The sequence below is a fragment of the Mycolicibacter sinensis genome, from assembly GCF_001667375.1.
Taxonomy (GTDB): Bacteria; Actinomycetota; Actinomycetes; order Mycobacteriales; family Mycobacteriaceae; genus Mycobacterium; species Mycobacterium sinense_A.
The window spans coordinates 1-20,875 of the sequence record NZ_LZIN01000015.1 but is presented as its reverse complement, the minus strand read 5'-3'; the positions used below and the strand labels follow the sequence as shown (position 1 = coordinate 20,875).

The 20,875-nt window shown below is 69.6% G+C and carries 20 protein-coding genes; 15 read left to right on the top strand and 5 right to left on the bottom strand.

Annotated elements, in window-relative coordinates; all coding sequences use genetic code 11:
• Positions 1–3: 3 nt before the first annotated feature.
• Both A5771_RS02660 and A5771_RS02655 read right to left on the bottom strand, forming a co-directional pair.
• Entirely contained in the window at positions 4–1,542 is a 1,539-nt protein-coding gene (locus A5771_RS02660; protein WP_064853653.1) for a xylulokinase, read from the bottom strand.
• Between the two features lie 60 nt (positions 1,543–1,602).
• Positions 1,603–2,997 (bottom strand): pyridoxal phosphate-dependent decarboxylase family protein, encoded by a 1,395-nt coding sequence (locus A5771_RS02655; protein WP_064853652.1) that lies wholly within the window; start codon positions 2,995–2,997, stop codon positions 1,603–1,605.
• Between the two features lie 112 nt (positions 2,998–3,109).
• On the opposite strand from A5771_RS02655, the gene hrcA reads away from it, so the two are divergent.
• The 9 genes from hrcA (at position 3,110) to A5771_RS02610 (ending at position 12,335) form a co-directional block, all read left to right on the top strand.
• The gene (gene hrcA, locus A5771_RS02650) at positions 3,110–4,153 is read left to right on the top strand and encodes a heat-inducible transcriptional repressor HrcA (RefSeq protein WP_064853651.1); all 1,044 of its coding nucleotides are present in this window, start codon (positions 3,110–3,112) and stop codon (positions 4,151–4,153) included.
• Positions 4,154–4,186: 33 nt separating this feature from the next.
• The gene (dnaJ, locus tag A5771_RS02645) at positions 4,187–5,338 is read left to right on the top strand and encodes a molecular chaperone DnaJ (RefSeq protein ID WP_064853650.1); all 1,152 of its coding nucleotides are present in this window, start codon (positions 4,187–4,189) and stop codon (positions 5,336–5,338) included.
• 3 nt (positions 5,339–5,341) lie between these two features.
• Positions 5,342–6,085, top strand: a complete 744-nt coding sequence (locus A5771_RS02640) for a 16S rRNA (uracil(1498)-N(3))-methyltransferase (RefSeq protein ID WP_064853649.1) — start codon at positions 5,342–5,344, stop codon at positions 6,083–6,085.
• A 181-nt stretch (positions 6,086–6,266) separates the two neighbouring features.
• Positions 6,267–7,319: a PhoH family protein gene (locus A5771_RS02635; protein ID WP_064853648.1), complete on the top strand. Its 1,053-nt coding sequence runs from the start codon at positions 6,267–6,269 to the stop codon at positions 7,317–7,319.
• Positions 7,316–7,852 (top strand): rRNA maturation RNase YbeY, encoded by a 537-nt coding sequence (ybeY, locus tag A5771_RS02630; protein WP_064853647.1) that lies wholly within the window; start codon positions 7,316–7,318, stop codon positions 7,850–7,852. Before A5771_RS02635 ends, ybeY begins: the two co-directional genes overlap by 4 nt.
• Complete coding sequence (locus A5771_RS02625) at positions 7,849–9,147, top strand: hemolysin family protein (RefSeq protein ID WP_064853646.1); 1,299 nt, start codon at positions 7,849–7,851, stop codon at positions 9,145–9,147. The genes ybeY and A5771_RS02625 overlap by 4 nt, the downstream gene beginning before the upstream one ends.
• A gap of 99 nt (positions 9,148–9,246) precedes the next feature.
• A complete protein-coding gene (gene era / locus A5771_RS02620) occupies positions 9,247–10,143 on the top strand; it encodes a GTPase Era (protein ID WP_064853645.1) in 897 nt (298 codons plus the stop codon).
• Positions 10,144–10,193: 50 nt separating this feature from the next.
• Entirely contained in the window at positions 10,194–10,868 is a 675-nt protein-coding gene (locus tag A5771_RS02615; RefSeq protein ID WP_165606125.1) for a DUF5642 family protein, read from the top strand.
• 9 nt (positions 10,869–10,877) lie between these two features.
• Complete coding sequence (locus A5771_RS02610; protein WP_064853644.1) at positions 10,878–12,335, top strand: flavin-containing monooxygenase; 1,458 nt, start codon at positions 10,878–10,880, stop codon at positions 12,333–12,335.
• 9 nt (positions 12,336–12,344) lie between these two features.
• On the opposite strand, the gene A5771_RS02605 is transcribed toward A5771_RS02610, so the two are convergent.
• The 3 genes from A5771_RS02605 to A5771_RS02595 all read right to left on the bottom strand — a co-directional run bounded on the left by A5771_RS02605 (position 12,345) and on the right by A5771_RS02595 (position 15,121).
• Positions 12,345–13,199 carry a sulfurtransferase gene (locus tag A5771_RS02605; RefSeq protein ID WP_064853643.1) on the bottom strand — a complete coding sequence of 285 codons (855 nt, stop codon included), beginning with the start codon at positions 13,197–13,199 and terminating at the stop codon, positions 12,345–12,347.
• A 13-nt stretch (positions 13,200–13,212) separates the two neighbouring features.
• The gene (locus A5771_RS02600; protein ID WP_064853642.1) at positions 13,213–13,551 is read right to left on the bottom strand and encodes a hemophore-related protein; all 339 of its coding nucleotides are present in this window, start codon (positions 13,549–13,551) and stop codon (positions 13,213–13,215) included.
• 121 nt (positions 13,552–13,672) lie between these two features.
• On the bottom strand, positions 13,673–15,121 hold the full coding sequence (locus A5771_RS02595) for an amidase (RefSeq protein ID WP_064853641.1): 1,449 nt from the start codon (positions 15,119–15,121) through the stop codon (positions 13,673–13,675).
• 76 nt (positions 15,122–15,197) lie between these two features.
• On the opposite strand from A5771_RS02595, the gene recO reads away from it, so the two are divergent.
• The 6 genes from recO (at position 15,198) to A5771_RS23230 (ending at position 20,863) form a co-directional block, all read left to right on the top strand.
• Positions 15,198–15,992: a DNA repair protein RecO gene (gene recO / locus A5771_RS02590; protein WP_064853640.1), complete on the top strand. Its 795-nt coding sequence runs from the start codon at positions 15,198–15,200 to the stop codon at positions 15,990–15,992.
• 111 nt (positions 15,993–16,103) lie between these two features.
• Positions 16,104–16,604 carry a hypothetical protein gene (locus A5771_RS24250; RefSeq protein ID WP_207545374.1) on the top strand — a complete coding sequence of 167 codons (501 nt, stop codon included), beginning with the start codon at positions 16,104–16,106 and terminating at the stop codon, positions 16,602–16,604.
• Positions 16,605–16,739: 135 nt separating this feature from the next.
• Positions 16,740–17,960 carry a class I SAM-dependent methyltransferase gene (locus A5771_RS02580; RefSeq protein WP_064853638.1) on the top strand — a complete coding sequence of 407 codons (1,221 nt, stop codon included), beginning with the start codon at positions 16,740–16,742 and terminating at the stop codon, positions 17,958–17,960.
• An 82-nt stretch (positions 17,961–18,042) separates the two neighbouring features.
• Positions 18,043–18,930: a decaprenyl diphosphate synthase gene (locus tag A5771_RS02575; RefSeq protein WP_064853637.1), complete on the top strand. Its 888-nt coding sequence runs from the start codon at positions 18,043–18,045 to the stop codon at positions 18,928–18,930.
• Entirely contained in the window at positions 18,930–19,322 is a 393-nt protein-coding gene (locus tag A5771_RS02570; protein WP_064853636.1) for a hypothetical protein, read from the top strand. The genes A5771_RS02575 and A5771_RS02570 overlap by 1 nt, the downstream gene beginning before the upstream one ends.
• 95 nt (positions 19,323–19,417) lie before the next feature.
• The gene (locus A5771_RS23230; RefSeq protein WP_064853635.1) at positions 19,418–20,863 is read left to right on the top strand and encodes a PGRS repeat-containing protein; all 1,446 of its coding nucleotides are present in this window, start codon (positions 19,418–19,420) and stop codon (positions 20,861–20,863) included.
• Positions 20,864–20,875: the final 12 nt, after the last annotated feature.

The following is a 20,875-nucleotide window of genomic DNA, read 5'->3' as shown; positions in this document are numbered from 1 at the left end:
GGGTCAACGGGCCGGCGCCAGCCGGGCGAACATGCCTTTCTGTGTCTTGTAGAGCCCGGGGAACTCGGCGAAGAGCCGGTCATAGACCGCCCGGTTCGCCGCGACCGGCTCGAAGACGCCGTCGAGCGGGATCAGATCGCGCAACTCGTCGCGGTCCAGTTCGCCCATCCCGATACCGGCGAACAGTGCGGCGCCGCGCAATTGGGCGTTGAGCGGGTCGGCGACCCGTTCGCAGGTACGGCCGCTCACGTCGGCGATGATCTGGCACCACAGATCCGAGCGGGCACCGCCGCCGACGATCCGGATCGGCCCGGTAGTGCTGGTGAACCGGTTCACGCAGTCGAGCAGCCAGCGGCTGTTGTACGCCACCCCTTCGAGCACCGCGCGCACCAGATCGGCGCGGGTGGTGTCCAGCGACAGGTTATGGAAGCCGCCTCGGGCGTTGCGGTCGTCGATGGGAGAGTGTTCGCCTTTGAGCCACGGGGTGAAGATGACCCCGTTGGATCCGGCCGGTGCGCTGGCGGCCAAAGCGGTCAGCGCGTCGTAATCCAGATCGTCGAAAACGTTGTCGCGCAACCATTGCAACGCCCGACCGGCGGTGTCCTGATTGTTGACCAGCAGGTAGCTCGACGGGTCCAGACCCGGCACCGTCGCGAGCTGGTGCAGCGCATCGGTCTTCTTGACCGCCACCGGGCAGCTGATCCATGAGGTGGTGCTGATGGTCATGTGCAGCTCGCCGAGGCGTACCGCGCCGGAACCCACCGCCGCGCTGTGCAGATCAGGGGTGCCGGTAACCACTTGCGCCGCAGGCGAAATGCCCAGATCGGCGGCGACCGCCGGGGCTACGATCGAGATGATCGAACCGGTCGGAACCAGCGGGGGCAGCCGGAACCGGTCGACGCCGGACAGCCGCACCAGCACGTCGTCGTAGTCGAGCACACCCAACCGGCGGTTGTCGGTGAGCCAGGCGCCCATCATCGAGGCGCGCGATGCCGCGGCGCGCCCGGTGAAACACATGCTCAGGTAGTCCACCGGCTCCAGAAACCAACGGACCCTGGCGAACACCGCCGGATCGCCGTGCGCCAGATACAGCATGTGTCCGACCGGGTCGTCGCCGCTCGGACTCGGGATGCCGCCATTGCGCCGCAGCCAGTGCAGCAGCGCCCGTGGCCGGTAGCCCTGCAGGCGCCCACCGAAGGCCTTGCGGCTGTAGGGCGCTCCACGGGTGTCCATCCACATCACGCACGGGCCCACCGGACGGCCGTCGGCGTCGACCGCGACCGTGCTGGCCCACTGCCCGGTGATCGAGACCCCGGTCACCTGATCGCCGCGCACCCCGCTTTCGGCGAGTCCGCGGCGGGTGGCGTCGCGGATGATCGCCCACCACAGACCGGCATCCTGGGTTGCCGCCCCGCCCGGCCCGTAGGAGGTCGGCACCGCGACGAGGTCGGACCACAGCACAGTGCCGTCCAGGGCGACGAACCCGACCTTGGGGCCGCCGGTGCCCAGGTCGACGGCCAGGACGACGCGGTCGCGGTTCATAGGGCGCCGCTTTTCCTCATCACTCCGCCGGCGTTCCGTTCGGCATCGTCTCGGCGCGGGTCATAGCGGCGGCAGTGACTGCTGGGTGTCGAGCATCTGCTCCATGAAGCCCTCGATGAATTGGGCTGCCTCATCGGTCATTCCGCCGGGCACGCCGCCGTAGATCGCGGCGCTGATCGGCGCCTGGCCGGCGGCGGTCTGCTTCTTGGCGTATTCCACCGCGTCGGCCAGGTCGGCGGCGAAGGCCTCGGCCACGCCGGCCTGGGTCTGCGGCCGGGTGACCGCCATATGGATGGCGTTGGGGTACTGCTGGCCGTTGAACCGCCAGCCCTTGGGCTTCATCGCGTCGGCGACGTGGTAGATGTCGAACTCGTCGGAGCGGAAGGCGAAGCAGAACGTCGGCGAACCCATGATCGTCAGCTCCGGGTGGCTGCGCACCGCGCCCTGCATGGTGAACGCGGTCTCCAAGATGGCCTTGGCATACGACCGGTAGCCCTCCCGGCCCAGCTGCACCATCGAGGCCCACGCCGCGGCGATCAGGCCACCCGAGCGTGAGCCCTCGATGCCCGGCGAATGGTATTTCCCGCCGCTCCATTCCGGCAGGTAGAAGTACTGCGCGTTGCGGTAGGCCTTGTCGCGGAACAGCAGGGTGGAGGCGCCCTTCAACGCATAGCCGTACTTATGGTTGTCCGCCGAAATGCTGGTGACCCCGGGCACCCGGAAATCGAACAGCGGGACGTCATAACCGAGCTCCTGGGCGAAGGGCAGCACGAACCCGCCCAGGCAGCCGTCGACGTGCAAACCCACCCCGCGCGACAAGGCCAGCTCGCCCAGCGCCGGGATCGGGTCGACGGTGCCATAGCCGTAGTTACAGGCCGAACCCATGATGGCGATGGTGTTTTCGTCGATGTTGTCGGCCACCCAGTCGACGTCGACTTCGGTGGTCTGCGGATCGATCGGCGCGGTGCGCATCTCGATGCCGAACAGGTGACAGCCCTTGTCGAAGGCCGGATGACCGGTCTCGGGCTTGATGAAATTGGGCCGGGTGATGCCGCGGTGCGCCGCGGCGTGCTCGCGGTAGGACAGCAGGGCGTGGATGATGCTGCCGGTGCCGCCGGTGGTGACCATCCCCACCGGTTCGGTGTCGGTGACGGCGTCGGCGTGCATCAGGTCCAGGGCCATCGCGATGATCTCGCCCTCGAACTTGGTCGCCGACGGGCAGATGTCGCGCTGCAACACGTTCACATGGGCGAACAGCCCGAACGCCTCGTCCAGGAAGCGGTAGTGCTCATGGTCCCCGCAGTACATGGTCCCGGACACCTTGCCGGTCTCCCAGGTGAGATCTTCGGCCCGTGCCATCTCCCGCAGCTCGGCCAGCACCTCCTCACGCGGCCTGCCGTGCTCCGGTAACACGCGATTGACGGTGAAGCGGTCGGTGTAGGGAAAGTCGGACATGCCGATCCTCTCGTCTGCGCCAGCGTGCGGAGATGTACAGAAATCGCGGCGTGTCAGCGTGCAAACCCGCACGTTCGCGCCGGGAAATAACCCAGAACGTAATCTAGTGCCTATGAGTGTGGCTGATGATCGTCGCTTCGAGGTGCTGCGCGCCATCGTCGCGGATTTCGTCGCGACCAAGGAACCGATCGGGTCCAAAGCCCTGGTCGAGCGGCACAACCTCGGGGTGTCCTCGGCCACCGTGCGCAACGACATGGCCGTGCTGGAGGCCGAGGGCTACATTGCCCAGCCGCATACCAGTTCGGGGCGGGTGCCCACCGAGAAGGGCTACCGGGAGTTCGTCGACCGCATCGACGAGATCAAACCGCTCTCGAGCGCGGAGCGCCGGGCGATCCTGTCGTTCTTGGACTCCGGTGTCGACCTGGACGACGTGCTGCGCCGCGCGGTGCGCACCCTGGCACAGCTGACCCGCCAGGTGGCCGTGGTGCAGTACCCCACCCTGTCGGTGTCCACGGTGCGCCACCTCGAGGTGATCGCGCTCACGCCGGCGCGGTTGCTGCTGGTCGTGATCACCGACTCCGGCCGGGTCGACCAGCGCCTTGTCGAACTCGGGGACACCATCGACGAGCACCAGCTTTCCCAGCTGCGGGAGCTGCTCGGCGTCGCCTTGGAGGGCAAGCGGATCTCGGCGGCCTCCACCGCTGTCGCCGAGCTCGCCGGGCACCTCGATGGACGCAGCGGCCTTTCTCCGGGCCTGGCCAACGCGGTCGGGCGGTCGGCGACGGTGCTGCTGGAATCCTTGGTCGAGCACCGCGAGGAGCGTCTGCTGCTGGGCGGGACCGCCAACCTGACCCGCAACGCCGCCGACTTCGGCGATTCGCTGCGCTCCGTGCTGGAGGTGCTCGAAGAGCAGGTCGTGGTGCTGCGGCTGCTGGCAGTGCAGCAGGAAGCCGGTAAAGTCACGGTGCGCATCGGTCACGAGACCGAGGCGGAGGAGATGGCCGGGGCATCGGTGGTGTCCACCGCTTACGGTTCCCAGGGCACCGTATTCGGCGGTATGGGAGTGCTGGGCCCCACCCGGATGGACTATCCGGGAACTATCGCCAGCGTCGCTGCAGTTGCAATGTACATCGGTGAGGTGCTCGGGAGCCGATGATCTCCGGTCGGCAGAAGTTGGGAAAGGTCAGGCGTGGCACGCGATTATTACGGACTGCTCGGCGTCGATAAGGGCGTCAGCGACACGGAGCTCAAGCGCGCATACCGCAAGCTGGCTCGCAAATACCATCCCGACGTCAATCCCGACGAGGCGGCGCAGCACAAGTTCAAGGAGATCAGCGCCGCCTACGAAGTGCTGTCCGACCCGGAGAAGCGCCGCATCGTCGACCTCGGCGGCGACCCGCTGGAGAACGGCGGTGGCGCCGGCAACGGCTTCGGTGGGTTCGGCGGCGGCTTCGGCGGCCTCGGGGACGTCTTCGAAGCCTTCTTCGGTGGCGGCGCCGCCTCGCGCGGGCCGGTCGGACGAGTCCGGCCGGGGTCGGACTCGCTGCTGCGGATGCGCCTGGACCTGAGCGAATGCGCGACCGGGGTGACCAAGCAGGTCACGGTCGACACCGCCGTGCTCTGTGATCGCTGCCAGGGCCGCGGCACCCACGGCGATTCCCGCCCGACGGCCTGCGACACCTGCCACGGCCGCGGCGAGGTGCAGAGCGTGCAGCGCTCGCTGCTCGGCCAGGTGATGACATCGCGACCGTGCCCGACCTGCCGCGGCGTCGGTGAGGTGATCCCGGATCCCTGTCACCAGTGCGGCGGCGACGGCCGGGTGCGGGCCCGCCGCGATATCAGCGTGAAGATTCCCGCCGGCGTAGGCGACGGCATGCGGGTCCGGCTGGCCGCCCAGGGCGAGGTCGGGCCCGGCGGCGGCCCGGCCGGTGACCTTTATGTCGAGGTGCACGAACAGCCGCACGAGATCTTCGCCCGCGACGGCGACGACCTGCACTGCCACATCTCGGTGCCGATGGTCGACGCGGCGCTGGGCACCACCGTGGCGGTGGACGCGATCCTCGACGGCCCCACCGACATCACCATCCCGGCCGGCACCCAGCCGGGGGCCGTCATCGCGCTGCGCGGCCACGGCATGCCGCAGCTGCGGTCCGGGTCGCGCGGCGACCTGCATGCCCACATCCAGGTAGTGGTGCCCGAGCATCTGGACCACCACGACGTGGAGTTGCTGCGCTCGTTCAAGCAGCACCGGGAACGCGAGACCGCCGAGGTCCGCTCGGCGAACGCCCCGCACAGCGGCGGGCTGTTCAGCCGGCTGCGCGAAACCTTCAGCGGCCGCTGAGTCTTGGGCGGCCTGTTCTACGTCGAGGCGCTGCCCGAGGTGGGTGAGCTGGCCGACGTCAGCGGCGATGCCGGCTTTCACGCCGCGACGGTGCGCCGGATCCGGCCCGGAGAAGACCTGACGTTGAGTGACGGCGCCGGTGCGGTCGCCGAATGCCGGGTGGAGGAGGCCGATCGCGGCGGGTTGCGGGTCCGGGTGCTGCAGCGCCGGATGGTCGAGGCGCCCGCACCGCCGGTCACCGTGGTGCAGGCCCTACCGAAATCCGAACGCTCCGAGCTGGCGGTGGAGCTGGCCACCGAGGCCGGCGCCGACGCGTTCGTGGCCTGGCAGGCCGAGCGCTGCGTGGCCCGCTGGGACGGCGCGAGGGCCGACAAGGGCCTGCGGCGCTGGCGGTCGGTGGCCCGTGCGGCGGCCGGACAATCCCGCCGGGCCTGGGTGCCGCCGGTGGACGGCGTCTGGGGGACCGCCGCGCTGGTGGCGTGGGTCGCCGAACAGGTCGCCGGAGGCACGACGGTGCTGGTGCTGCACGACGCGGCGGCGGCCGGGTTGCCCGACGTTGCCGCTGCTCCGGCGCTGGCTGTGGTGGTCGGCCCGGAGGGCGGGATCACCGAAGCCGAGATGACGGCGCTCACCGGCGCCGGGGCCGTCGCCGCGCGGCTGGGACCGGCCGTGCTGCGCACTTCGACCGCGGCAGCGGTCGCGCTGGGCGCGCTGGGGGTGCTGACCCCGCGCTGGGGCAGTGCGTAGCCCCACGCACCGAAACTGCGGTTTGTCGCTGATAGCCGGGCAAACGCGCATATGGCCGCGATCCAGTTACTGCCGTGGCGCTTGTCCGACACCGCCTGGCGGTGCCCGACGGTAGACTCGCAGCAATCGTCTGGCCCGCGGATCACCCGCGAAAACCAAGAAAGCAGGTATCGGAAACCCCGTGACACCCCGCGATACCCCCGCTGCCGGACCGGCCTCACAGGTTCGCAGCAGCGTCGAGATTCCGCCTGACCTGGTCGTGGGTCTGCTGGGTTCCGCCGACGAGAACCTGCGCGCGCTGGAACGCCTGCTCGCCGCCGATCTGCACGTGCGCGGCAACGCCGTCACCTTCTCCGGCGAGCCGGCCGATGTCGCTTTGGCCGAGCGGGTGGTCTCCGAACTGGTCGCGATCGTGGCCCGCGGCCAGGCCCTGACCCCGGAAGCCGTGCGGCACAGCGTCGGCATGCTGGTGGGTGTCGGCAACGAGTCGCCGGCCGAGGTGCTCAGCCTGGACATCCTGTCCCGGCGGGGTAAGACGATCCGGCCCAAGACGCTCAACCAGAAGCGCTACGTCGACGCGATCGACGCCCACACCATCGTGTTCGGTATCGGTCCGGCCGGCACCGGAAAGACCTATCTGGCGATGGCCAAGGCGGTCAGTGCGCTGCAGAGCAAGCAGGTCACCCGCATCATCTTGACCCGGCCGGCCGTGGAAGCCGGTGAGAGCCTTGGGTTTCTGCCCGGAACGCTGAGCGAGAAGATCGACCCGTATCTGCGCCCGCTCTATGACGCGCTCTACGACATGATGGACCCGGAGCTGATTCCCAAGCTGATGAACTCCGGGGTGATCGAGGTGGCGCCGCTGGCCTACATGCGCGGACGCAGCCTCAACAGCGCCTTCATCATCCTCGACGAGGCGCAGAACACCACCGCCGAGCAGATGAAGATGTTCCTGACCCGGCTGGGGTTCGGCTCCAAGATGGTGGTCACCGGCGATGTCACCCAGATCGACCTGCCTGGTGGCGCGAGGTCGGGTCTGCGGGCCGCCGTGGACATCCTCGACGACGTCGACGACATCTGCGTCGCCGAGCTGAGCAGCGTCGATGTCGTGCGGCACCGGCTGGTCTCCGAGATCGTCGACGCCTACTCCCGCCACGAAGCCGACAGCACCGGGCCGGGTCTGACGATGAACCGGGCGGCCAGGCGCGCGTCGGGCGGCAGGTCGCGCCGGTGAGCATCGAGGTCTCCAACGAATCCGGCTTGGACATCTCCGAAGTCGAGCTGGTCAGCGTGGCCAAGTTCGTGCTGGCCAAGATGGACGTCAACCCTGGCGCCGAGCTGTCGATGGTGCTGCTGGACACCGCCGCGATGGCCGACCTGCACGTGCGCTGGATGGACCTGCCCGGGCCCACCGACGTGATGAGCTTCCCGATGGACGAGCTGGAGCCCGGTGGTCGCCCCGACGCGCCCGAGCCCGGCCCGTCGATGCTCGGCGACATCGCACTGTGCCCGGAGTTCGCCGCCGAACAGGCCGCGGCCGCAGGCCATTCGCTCGGCCAGGAACTGGCCCTGCTTACCGTGCACGGCGTGCTGCACCTGCTGGGCTACGACCACGCCGAGCCGGACGAAGAAAAAGAGATGTTCGCCCTGCAGCGCCGGCTGCTCGAGGAATGGGTCGCCGATCAGGTAGAGAGCTACCGGGCCGAGACCCAGACCGAGAAAGACCGCAGGCTGCTCGACAAGTCCCGGTACTTCGACGAACTGTGACCGGAACACCGCTGCTAGTCGGCGTGATCGCGTTGATCGGTCTGGGTGGACTGTTCGCGGCGATCGACGCCGCGATGAACACCGTCTCGCCGGCCCGCGTCGACGAACTGGTCCGGGCGAAACGTCCCGGCGCGGTGTGGCTGTCCACACTGATGGCCGAACGGCCCCGCTACATCAACCTGGTGGTGTTGCTGCGCATCACCTGCGAAATCACCGCCACCGCGCTGCTGGTGTTCCTGTTGCACGCGGTGCTCGGGCTGGACTGGGGACTGTTCGCCGCCGCCGCGGTCATGGTGGTGATCAGCTTCGTGGTGATCGGCGTGGGGCCTCGTACCCTGGGCCGGCAGAACGCCTATTCGATCGCGTTGGCGTCCGCGCTTCCGCTGCACGTGCTTTCGGTGTTGCTCACCCCGATCAGCCGGCTGCTGGTGGTGCTGGGCAACGCGCTGACGCCGGGGCGCGGCTTCCGCAACGGGCCGTTCTCCTCGGAGGTCGAGTTGCGCGAGGTGGTCGACATGGCCCAGCAGCGCGGAGTGGTTGCCGCTGACGAACGGCGCATGATCCAGTCGGTCTTCGAACTCGCCGACACCCCGGCCCGTGAAGTGATGGTGCCGCGCACCGAGATGGTGTGGATCGAAAGCGGCAAATCCGCGGGTCAGGCGACCTCGCTGGCGGTGCGCAGCGGCCACTCCCGCATCCCGGTGGTCGGCGAGAACGTCGACGACATCCTCGGTGTCGTTTACCTGAAAGACCTTGTTCAACAAACTTATTACTCGACGAACGGCGGGCGGGACACCACGGTCGCGCAGGTGATGCGCCCGGCGGTGTTCATGCCGGACTCCAAGGCGCTCAACGCGCTGCTGCACGACATGCAGCGCGGCCGCTACCACATGGCGCTGCTGGTCGACGAGTACGGCGCGATAGCCGGGCTGGTCACCATCGAGGACGTGTTGGAGGAAATCGTCGGGGAGATCGCCGACGAGTACGACCAGGGCGAGGTGGCCCCGGTGGAGGAATTGGGCGCCAACAGATTTCGGGTTTCTGCTCGGCTGCCCATCGAGGACGTCGGCGAGCTGTACGGGGTGCAGTTCGACTCCGCTCTCGATGTCGACACCGTAGGCGGCTTGATGGCGCTGGAGCTGGGCCGGGTTCCGTTGCCCGGCGTCGAGGTAACCTCACACGGGCTGCGACTGCAGGCCGAGGGCAGCCGCGACAGTCGGGGGCGGGTGCGGGTCAGCACCGTTCTGATCAGCCCGGCGCAACCCGCCGGTGAGGAGACCGCAAATGAGCAGTGAACCGGCCAAGCCGGCGGTGAGGATGCGCCGAGTGTGCGGTTTCGTACGCGACACACCGGTGCGGGCTTACCAAAGCGCACACTCGGCGGAAGGCGGCTTGTGACCGAGTTCCATTCGGGCTTCGTGTGTTTCGTCGGCCGGCCCAATACCGGCAAGTCCACCTTGACCAACGCCCTGGTCGGCCAGAAGGTGGCGATCACCTCCAACCGGCCGCAGACCACCCGGCACACCATTCGCGGCATCGTGCACCGGGAGGACTTCCAGATCATCCTGGTCGACACCCCGGGCCTGCACCGCCCGCGCACGTTGCTGGGCAAGCGGCTCAACGAGTTGGTCAAAGACACCTACTCGGAGGTCGACGTCATCGGGTTGTGCATCCCCGCCGACGAGGCGATCGGCCCGGGAGACCGTTGGATCGTCGAACAGATCCGGGCGGTCGCGCCCAAAACCAAGCTGGTGGTCGTCGTCACCAAGATCGACAAGACCAGCCGCGACAAAATCGCCGCGCAACTTGTCGCCGTCGGCGAACTGGCCCCCGAGGCCGAGATCATCCCCGTCTCGGCGGTCAGCGGCGAGCAGGTCGACGTCCTGATCGACGTGCTGGCCGCGGCGCTGCCGGTCGGCCCGGCCTTCTACCCCGACGGTGAGTTGACCGACGAGCCCGAAGAGACCCTGATGGCCGAGTTCATCCGGGAAGCCGCTCTGGAAGGAGTGCGCGACGAACTGCCGCATTCCCTGGCGGTGGTGATCGAGGAGGTGCGCCGGCGCGAGGACCGTGACGATCTGATCGAGGTGTACGCGCTGCTCTACGTCGAACGGGACAGTCAGAAGGGGATCGTGATCGGCCGAGGCGGCGCCAGGCTGCGCGAGGTGGGCACCGCCGCGCGCGCCCAGATCGAAAAGCTCTTGGGCACCAAGGTTTTTCTCGACTTGCGGGTCAAGGTGGCCAAGAACTGGCAGCGCGACCCCAAGCAGCTGGGCCGGCTGGGCTTCTGAAAGGGGTGTGCCAACCAGCGCCGCAGACTGCCATTGGGTACATTCCAGGGGTGCTGGAACCCAAGTCGTTGGTCGTCTCCTCTGTTGCCCTGATCATGTGCGCGCAAGCACTGACCGGTTGCGGGGGATCCCACAAGCCGTTCGATACCACCAAGCTGTTCAACGTCGAGTCGACGTTCGGCTCGGACTTCAAGACGCAGACCAAGGGTCCCAACGAAATCGATCCCAAGATCCTCGGGCCGCAGAAGATGCCCCCCGGCGTGATCTTCGACCCCGCTGACTGCGCCGACTACGCGGCCAGCAGCGGTCGGCCGCCCAAGGGCATCCGGGGCAAGATGTCGATGGTGTCGGTCGTCGGCAACGGCAACCAGTTCGTCGCGATCGCCATGCAAGCCGACCAGGACCTGCCGTTCGACTCCGCGGCCGCCGAGAACTGCAAACACGTCTCGTTCCAGGCCGGCAAGCTCACGGGCTACCTGGACGAGACCGACGCCCCACACATCGACCGCGCCCAGACGACCGGTTCGCACTCGGAGATCGAGATCACCGGCAAGGACGGCCAACAGCAGTCCCGGGAGTCCTACACCTTCACCGCCTACCTCGGCAGTGCGCTGGTGCAGGTCACCGCGAACCCGCAGCCGGTGCGCGGGCAGCCGCTGGCGATGGTCGACGCCGACCGGGCCCGCCAGCTGCTGGTCGATGCGGTGTCGGCGCTGCGCAGCTAGCAGGCCGCCGTGGCCGCACGCGAGCCCCGGGTCATCGTGATCGGCGCGGGCATAGCCGGTATCACCACCGCTTATGTCCTGCGTGAGCGCGGTTTCACCGACATCACCGTGCTGGAGAAGGGTTCCGACGTCGGCGGCGTCTGGTACTGGAATCACTATCCGGGACTGCGCTGCGACGTGCCGTCGCAGGCCTACCAGTTCGGGTTCGCGCCGAAGCCCGACTGGCGGGACACCTGGGCGACCGGTGCGACGATCCAGCGCTACCACCGCGACGTCGTCGATCGGCTCGGACTGGCGCCGCTGATCCGGCTCGACACCGAGGTGACCGCCGCGCGGTGGGACGAGCACCGGCATTGGACCCTCACCATCGCCACCGGTGAGGAGCTGATCGCCGACTTCGTGATCTGTGCGACCGGCGTCCTGCACCACCCGTTCACCCCCGACATTCCCGGCCTGGCGGACTACGCCGGGCCGGTGGTGCACACCGCCCGCTGGGACGACGATCTCGACACCGCCGGGAAGCGGGTCGCGGTGATCGGTACCGGGTCGACCGGTGTGCAGGTGGTATCCGCACTGCAGCCCGACGCCGCGTCGATAGACCACTACGTGCGGTCGGCGCAGTGGATCCTGTGGGCGCCCACGGCGCTGCGGCAGCTTCCGGGGGCGGCTGCGGTGCTGGCGCGGCTGCCCAAGATGCACCGGGCGCTCTACCGGTTGCTGGCGCTGGGCGGGTCGGCCCTGCTGACCGACGTCACCACCCGGGAATCGTGGCGGCGCCGGGCGGTGCAGGCCTATGCCCGGGCCTGCCTGCGGATCCAGGTGCGGGACAAAGCCTTACAGGCCAAACTTGAACCCGACTACCAGCCGCTGTGTAAGCGCCAGGTGGTCTCCGGAAGCTACTACCGGGCGATCCGCGCCGACAACGCCGAGCTGATCACCGACCGCATCGCCGAAGTCACCCCGCGCGGTATCCGCACCGCCGACGGCACCCACCGCGACACCGACATCATCGTGCTGGCGACCGGATTCCACGCCCACAACTACATGCGCCCCATGCGGCTGATCGGCCGGGACCGGATCGACATCGACGACGCGTGGGCCAAGGGGCCGCGCGCCTACCGGATGACCGCGATCCCGGGGTTCCCCAACCTGTTCACCGTGCTGGGCCCGAACTCACCCACCGGATCGATCTCGCTGCAGTACACCTCGGAACTGACCGCGCGTTACATCGCGCAGTGGCTGGAGAAGTTCCGGGCCGCCGAGCTGACCACCGTCGAGGTCACCGAACAGGCGACCACGCGGTTCAACGACGACGTCGCCACCGCGATGGGCCCGACGGTCTGGAACACCGGCTGCAACTCGTGGTACCGGACCGAGGGCGGCGCGGTCGACCTGTGGCCGTTCGACCGCGCGACGATGGACGCCATGCTGGGCAGCCCGAACCCGGCGGATTTCCACCTGGGCTGAGGGGAGTTCTCAGTCGTCGCCGCGGGCAACCGGGCGGGACGGGTCCGAACTCCACTGCGACCACGACCCCGGGAACAGCGCGGCCGACCGGCCGGCTGCGGCCAGCGCCGCCACGATCACCGTGGCGCTGATTCCCGATCCGCAGTACGCGCCCACCGCGTCGTCGGCGCCGACGCCGCGTTCGGAGAGCAGCCGGGCGAGATCATAGTCGGGCAGGAAGGTTCCGTCGGGTGCCAGCAGGGCGGTGAACGGCAGGTTCTTGGGGCCGGGTATGTGGCCGGCGGCCGCATCGACCGGTTCGTTGTCGGCGCGGAACCGCTCGGGGGCGCGGGCGTCGAGCAATGTCACGGCGCCGGAGCCGGCCTCATCGGCGGTCAGCGTGGGCCGGACGCCGTCGTAGAGGTCTTCGGGCAACACGGTGACGTTGCCCGGTTCGGGACTGATGTCGCCGGTTTCCAGCTCGCCGCCGGCCGCGGTCCAAGCCGCCAGGCCCCCGTCGAGAATGCGCACGTCGCGCAGGCCGGACGTGGTCAGCAGCCACCACAGGCGCCCGGACGCGGCGCGGTTCCAGTCGTCATAGACCACCACCGGCCTGGTGCGCCGCACCCCCCACCGGCGGGCGGCGGCTTCCAGGTTGCGGCCGGTCGGCAGCGGATGCCGACCGCGGCCGGGGACCTCGTGGTCGGACAGCTCGTCCTCGAGCGAGACGTACACCGCACCCGGGATGTGACCCTGCAGATAGGCGGGACGCCCGTCGGGAACCTCCAGGCTCCAGCGGACGTCGAGGACGGTCACCGGATCACCGGCCCGCAGCAGCTCAGCGAGCTCGGCGGCGCTGATCAGGACCTTGTCACGCAGGCCCATGGCGACGATCCGCTCAGTAGTTGTTGCAGGAACCGGCGACCGAGGTGATGGTGCCGATGTACGGCTGCGCCTCCGGCATGCTCTGGATCATGGTGGCGTACTTCTGCCGCTTGTCAGGAGGCGAGTTCAGGAACATCTGCAACATGCCACTGGCGTTGCCGGACGCGTTGAACTCCGCGGCCGCTGCGGGGTTCTCCGCATTGAGGGCAGCCACCACCTGCGAGTAGCTGCAGGTGGTGTTGATGATCGGGCCGAGGTCCGGGCTCGCGGAAGCCAACCCGGCTCCTGCGGAGAGCGCCAAAGCCAGTCCGCCGGTTGCGACAGCGAGCTTGGTCAAGGACAGAGTGGCCATATTGCAGACGCCTTTCCCCTGTTGGACTGTTACGTGATTTACGAAGTCCAAAACGACCGTGTCAGCTTAGCGGAGAGTCGAATACGACGCAGAAGGCAAAGGTGACGGGCTTTTCGGTGGGTTACCGGCAGGTATCGGGCTCGGTGCGCCACCACGGTGTGGGCTGCTGCGCCGCCCAGCCGCTGATGCCCTCCAGCTCCGCGGCCAGCGACACCAGCAGACCGTCGCTGTGGGCCGGTCCCATCAATTGCACCCCGATCGGCAGTCCTGCGGAGGTGAACCCGGCCGGCACGTTGATCGACGGCCACCCCAGCAGGTTCCACGGCCAGGTCACCGGGCAGGCCGCGACGATGGCGCGGTCGGTCTCCAGGGCGGTCAGGTCGTCGAAGGCCTGCACGAGCGGCGGAGGTTGGGCGGTGGTCGGCGCCAACACCACATCGACGATGCGGAAGATCGACCCCACCCGGCGCTGGTCCTTCGCCTCGTGGGCGCGCGCCTTACGCAGTACGGCCTGCGACAGCAGCCGGCCGGTGCGCATATGGGCCAGCGTCCGCGGGTCCAGCGTGACCCCGCCGCCGAGGCTGCTCGCCGCGGCCAACACCCCCGCGGTGGAGCGGGACAAAAAGTTCCACGACAGCCGCACCCCGTAGTCGGGATTGCCGGGCAGCACGACGTGCCCCAGTAACCGCAGCCGCCCGGCCACCTGCTCCAGGGCCGCGCCGATCTCCGGGTGCAACCGCGCCGGGAACGCGGTGTAAGGAAAGCGGGTCGACAGCGCGATCCGCAGTTGGCCCGGTGCGCTTCCCACGTAATCGGAGGCGGTGACCGGCGGCGGTTTGTGCCGATCGCCTTCGGCGTTGCCGGCGGCCGCGTCCAGCACCAGCGCCGCATCCGCCACGGTGCGGGCCAGCACCCCGTTGACGGTGAGGCCGTTGAACGCCTCGGGCAGCGGCCAGGTGGAGATGCGGCCGCGTTGCGGTTTGATGCCCACCAGATGCGTCCATGCGGCGGGGATACGCACGCTGCCGGCGGTGTCGGATCCGATCGCCGCGGCCACCAGGCCCGCGGCGACTGCGGCGGCGCTGCCCCCCGACGAGCCGCCCGGGGTGTGCCGGCGCGACCAGGGATTGCGGGTGTGGCCGAAGCCGGGGCCGCTGGTGAACGGCCACTGGCCCAGCTCGCAGGTGTTGGTCTTGCCGACGATCACCGCGCCGGCGGCTTTGAGCCGCCGCATCACCTCGGCGTCGCTGCCGGCGGGTTCGACGTAGCCGGCCGTGCCGAACCAGGTTGGCACGCCCGCGATGTCGGTGTCGTCTTTGACCGCGATCGGGACGCCCAGCAGTGGGGCGCGGTGGCCGGCGGCCCGGCGCCGGTCGGCTTCGGCGGCACTGCGCAGCGCCGACTCGGTGAACACGACCCGGAAGGCGTTCAGCGTGGACTGGCTGTCATCGATGGCGTGCAGGCAGCGGCGGACCAGACCGACCGAGGTCACCTCGCCGCTGGCCAGCTGGTAGAGCTGCTCGGTGAGAGTGGGAAAGCGGGTGCCGGGCGCCGCGGGCGGGTGGGTCATCGGTGACGAGAGTATCCGGCGTGCCACGCCGGTGACCGTCCTCGAAACGTCCCTGCGGTGATGCGAAACTGTTGCGATGCGGCTGTACCGGGACCGGGCGGTGGTGCTGCGCCAGCACAAGCTCGGCGAAGCCGACCGGATCGTCACTTTGCTCACCCGCGACCACGGCCTGGTCCGCGCGGTGGCCAAGGGAGTGCGCCGAACCCGCAGTAAGTTCGGCGCCCGGCTGGAGCCGTTCGCCCACATCGACGTGCAGCTGCATCCGGGCCGCAACCTCGACATCGTCACCCAGGTGGTGTCGGTGGACGCGTTCGCCACCGACATCGTCAGCGACTACGGCCGCTACACCTGTGCCTGCGTGATGCTGGAGACCGCCGAACGCCTCGCCGGCGCCGAGCGGGCCCCGGCGACGGCGTTGCACCGGCTCACGGTCGGTGCGCTGCGGGCGGTGGCCGACGGCAACCGCCCCCGCGAGTTGGTGTTGGACGCCTATCTACTCCGTGCGATGTCGGTGGCCGGCTGGGCGCCGGCGCTGACCGCATGCGCCCGCTGCGCCACCCCCGGCCCGCACCGGGCATTTCACGTCGCTGCCGGCGGCAGCGTCTGCGGCCACTGCCGACCGGCCGGCGCGACCACCCCGCCGCTGGGGGTGCTGGATCTGATGTCGGCGCTGCACGACGGGGACTGGGAGGCTGCACAGGCTTCGACACCGGCGCACCGCAGCCACGCCAGCGGATTGGTGGCCGCCCATCTGCAGTGGCACCTGGAGCGCCGGCTGCGAACATTGCCGCTGGTGGAACGGATTCAGCGGGCAGCGGGACAGGCCGCCGCGGCGGATGCTGACACCAAGGCGACCGGCAGCGACGGCTGACCCACCCCTACCGACCTGGCAATTGTGTCCGTTTCGGTGGACTACCCACGCGTCGGCGGTAGGCTGATGCGACTTCACGATCTCCAACGCTCAATTTGGAAGGCAGGCCGAATGATTCACGACACCGGGTGGGGGCGCTGGGCGCACTACACTGCGCCGCGTTACGCGGCCGGCCTCGGCGCCGCGGCGGGCGCCCTGCTGGTCGCGGGAATGGTCCCGGTGGTCGTACCGGTCGCGCAGGCGGGCATCGGACCCGTCCCCGGATTCGGGATCATGGCCCCACTACCGGCGCATGGCCCCGGCGCTGACGGAGCCGACGGCGCCGACGGCGCTGACGGGGCTGACGGTGCTGATGGCGCCCCGGGTGCTGCCGGCAAGGGTGGTCAGGGTGGCAAGGGCGGCAAGGGTGGCCAAGGCGGCAAGGGCGGCCAGGGTGGCAAGGGCGGCGACGGTGGCAAGGGCGGCGCTGGCGGACACGGCGGTGCCGGGGGTGTCGGCGGCAAACCCGGCGCGGGCGGTGCCGGTGGCGCGGGCGGTGCTCCCGGAGCAGGTGGAAAGCCCGGCCAGCCCGGTCTGCCGGGCCAACCCGGCCAACCCGGGCACGCCCGCTGAGATCGCAAAACAGAATCAACCGGCGCGTCTGGCATGCCGCTCCGAGGTGAGCCGCACCCGTCGCGCCGGCCCGAATGACCCCCGCTAGAGTCTGACTCGATCGCCGGGGGCTACGCAACAAGGAGCCACAACGAAGTGACCGAGAACCCACGCGCCGACGTCGTCTCCCGTCAGTACGAGCGGTGGACGTACCCGCCGCCCATCCACGACCTGCAGGCGTGGTCGGCCGGCAACTGGGAGTGGTTCGACCCGAGCCATGCGCACCGGGTGCTGTGGCCGGACCGGGACTACCGGCCCGACCTCGACATCTTGATCGCGGGCTGCGGCACCAACCAAGCGGCGGTCTTCGCCTACAACAACCCCAAGGCCCGGGTGGTGGCCGTCGACATCAGCCAGTCGTCGCTGGGGCATCAGCAGTACCTCAAGGACAAGCACGGACTGTGGAATCTGGAGCTGCACCAGCTGCCGATCGAGGAGCTGTCCACGCTGGGGCAGGACTTCGACCTGGCGGTCTCCACCGGGGTGCTGCACCACATGGCCGACCCGAAGGTGGGCATGAAGGCGGTGGCGGACTGCCTGCGGCCCGACGGCGTCGCCGGCATCATGCTCTACGCGCGCTACGGCCGGATCGGCATCGAGATCCTCGAGGGCGTCTTCCAGGACCTCGGGTTGGAACAGAGCGACGAGTCGATTCAGACGGTTCGCCAGGCCATCCGGATGCTGTCGCAGGACCATCCCGTCCAGCCGTACCTCAAGATCGCCGGCGACCTGGCCTCCGACTCGGGTCTGGTGGACACCTTCCTGCACGGCCGGGCCAAGAGCTACGACGTCGACGGCTGCATCGACCTGGCCAATTCGGCCGGGCTCGACTTCCAGGGCTGGCTGCTCAAGGCGCCGTACTATGCCCACGATGTGGCCGCGCCGGGCGGTGGCTTCTACGAGAAGGTGAACGCGCTGCCGGAAGCCAAGATCTGGTCGGTGATGGAGCGCATCCACACCCTCAACGCGCGGCACTTCTTCATTGCCACCCGTCCCGAGCGTCCCAAGAACAGCTACGTGATCGACTTCTCCACGGCCGATAGCCTCGACTACGTGCCGCTGTACCGCTTCAAGTGCGGCCTCAACGGCAACGAGATCTTCCGGCCGGGCTGGCGGATGCCGCTCAACGCCACCCAGCTGCCGTTCGTCCAGAGCATCGACGGCCGCCGCAGCATCCGGGAGATCGCGGCGAACCTGGCGCAGGCCGGCGGTTCGGTGCGGGCGAGCGCGGCGGACCTGGAGAAGTTCGGGCGCAGGCTGTTCCAGTCGCTGTGGCGGCTGGACTTCGTCGCGATGGACCTCAGTGCCGATTCCTGATCGTCGCGCTGACAGGTAAGCCGCCGCGGCGGATACGTGATCGCCGCGGGCGGCGCGGTACCGGTCGGGCAGGATAGGGCAGATGGTGTTGAATCGGGCTGGGCGCAAGGCTGCGTTCCCGCAGCTTCCCGCGGCCCCCGACGACTATCCGGTGTTCCCGGACAAGTCCACCTGGCCGGTGGTCTTTCCGGCGTTGCCGGTGCCGCCGGGAGGTGGACCGTGCCGTCCGCCGCAGCACACCTCCAAGGCGGTGGCCCCGCAGATCCCGGCCGAGGCGCTGCCCAACCACGTCGCGGTGGTGATGGACGGCAACGGCCGCTGGGCCACTCAACGCGGGCTGAGCCGCACCGAGGGGCACAAGATGGGCGAGGCGGTGCTGATCGACATCACCTGCGGCGCAATCGAACTCGGCGTCAAATGGCTGACGGTGTATGCGTTCTCCACGGAAAACTGGAAGCGCTCCACCGAGGAGGTGCGCTTCCTGATGGGGTTCAACCGTGAGGTGGTGCGCCGCCGCCGGGAGAACCTCAACGCGATGGGGGTGCGGATGCGCTGGGTTGGTTCGCGGCCGAAGATGTGGCGCAGCGTCATCAAGGAATTCGAGATCGCCGAGGACATGACCGTCGGCAACGACGTCATCACCATCAACTACTGCGTCAACTACGGGGGGCGCACCGAGATCGCCGAAGCCGCGCAGGCGATCGCCGCCGAAGCCGTTGCGGGCAAGCTCAAGCCGAACCGGATCACCGAGGCCACCGTCGCCCGGCATCTGCACCGGCCGGACATGCCCGATGTCGACCTGTTGATCCGCACCTCCGGGGAGCAGCGGTTGTCCAACTTCATGCTGTGGCAGGCCGCCTACGCGGAGTACATCTTCCAAGAGAAACTGTGGCCGGACTACGACCGCCGCGACTTGTGGGAGGCGTGCGAACAGTACGCCTCACGCCAGCGCCGATTCGGGACGGCGTGATGACAGGGCTGGCCGACCGCCTCGCCACGGTGCTGGCCACCGTGCTGACCACCGACGCCGAGCCCGACGGCGCGTTGACCATCCACCACGAGGGCACCCTGGCCTCCTTGCGGGTGGTGCCGATCACCGACGAGCTTGAGCTGGTGTCACTGACCCAGATCTTGGGCTGGGATCTGGCGCTGACCAAGAAACTTCGCGAGCGGGCGGCCGAGCAGGCGCGGCTCAGCCAATTCGGGACCGTCACGGTGGTCGAGAAGGGCACCACCAAGACCGCAGATGTGTTGCTGCGCTACAACTTTCCCGGCTCGGGCTTGACCGACGACGCGCTGTGCACGCTGGTGCTGCTGGTGCTGGCCAAAGGGGTTGACATCCGCCAGGCGCTCACGTCCTGAACGGGGCTTCTTTGACGGCCCCCCTCCGAAGCGTTAGCTTAACGTGATCTGAGGGTTCACTGATCTGTCCCCAAAGGCGGGAGATTGGGGGCGACGTGATCGCCAAGCATCGCGGCGGCCGGGCCGCGGTCACTGCCGTCGGCACCGTGCTGGCATTCGGCATGTCCCCGGCAGCCGTCCCGCCGGTACGGGCCGACGTCGTCGATACCGACTGGCTACTCGACCTGCTGGCCCCCGAGCCGGCTCCGGCGGTCGCCTTCGACCCCGTCGATCTGAGTCACCTGTTCGACCAGTGGTTCTACACCCCGCTGCATGCCGGGGTGGCGGAGTGGCTCGACAGCGCTGCCGGCCAGCAAATCGCCGACGCGGTCAACGTGGTGCTCGGCAGCTTTGCCATCGGCAACGGCGCGGCCGGTACCGCCGATCACCTCGATGGGTTCGCCGGTGGCTGGCTGCTCGGTGACGGCGGTGCCGGGTACGACGGCGGCACCGGCGGCGATGCCGGGATGTTCGGCAACGGCGGGGCGGGCGGCGCCGGAAGCGACGGCTTGGCCGGCGGCGACGGCGGTGCCGGTGGCTGGCTGCTGGGCCGGGGTGGCGACGGCGGGGTCGGCGGCGCCGGAATCACCGGGGCGGCCGGCGCGGCGGGAATCAACGCCGCCGGCGGCGACGGTGCCGACGGTGGTAACGGTGGCGCCGGCGGCCGCGGCGGCGCGGGTGGGCTGCTGTTCGGCATCGGCGGCCGGGGCGGTTCCGGTGGTGCGGCCGGGACCGGGGGCAACGGTGGTACCGGTGCCGACGGCGCCGACGGGCACCTCGATGGCTGGGCGGGCGGCGCCGGCGGCAATGCCGGGCTGGCCGGCATCGGCGGGCGCGGCGGCATCGCCGGTCTGTTCGGGGCAACCGGGTCCGACGGGGCGACCGGCGATGCGGTGGACGGGATCAGCGGTAACGGCGGCGACGGCGGCAACGGCATGGACGCCGGCGTGGACGGCGCGACCGGAGGCAACGGTGGCGCCGGCGGCGCCGGTGGCGATCACGGCGACGGCGGCGCCGGCGGGAACGGCGGTAACGGCGCCGGGGGCGCGGATGGATCCGATGCCGAACCGACCATGACCGGCGGCGCCGACGGCGAGGCAGGACAGGCCGGTCAGACCGGGGGCGCCGGCGGTGACGGCGGCGCCGGCGGGGCCGGGGGCGCGATCGCGGGCAATGGTGGCGCCGGCGGCCGCGGCGGTGACGGTGGCCGGGGCGGCGTCGGCGGTGTCGGCGCAGACGGCGGCGACGGGGTATTCGGCGGCAACGGCGGCAATGCCGGGCTGGGTGGGGCCGGCGGCGACGGCGGTTCCGGTGGCCGGGGCGGCGACGGCGGGGCGGCCGTCCACGGGCTGGCCGGCGCCAACGGCGGTGGCGGAAACGGCGGAGCCGGCGGGAATTCCGGCTCGGGAGGCAACGGCGGCGACGGCGGCGCCGGCACCGCGGCGCACCCCGCGGGCGGCAACGGCGGCGACGGGGCCCGCCCCCGCGCCGGGGGTAGTTAAAAAAATAACCCA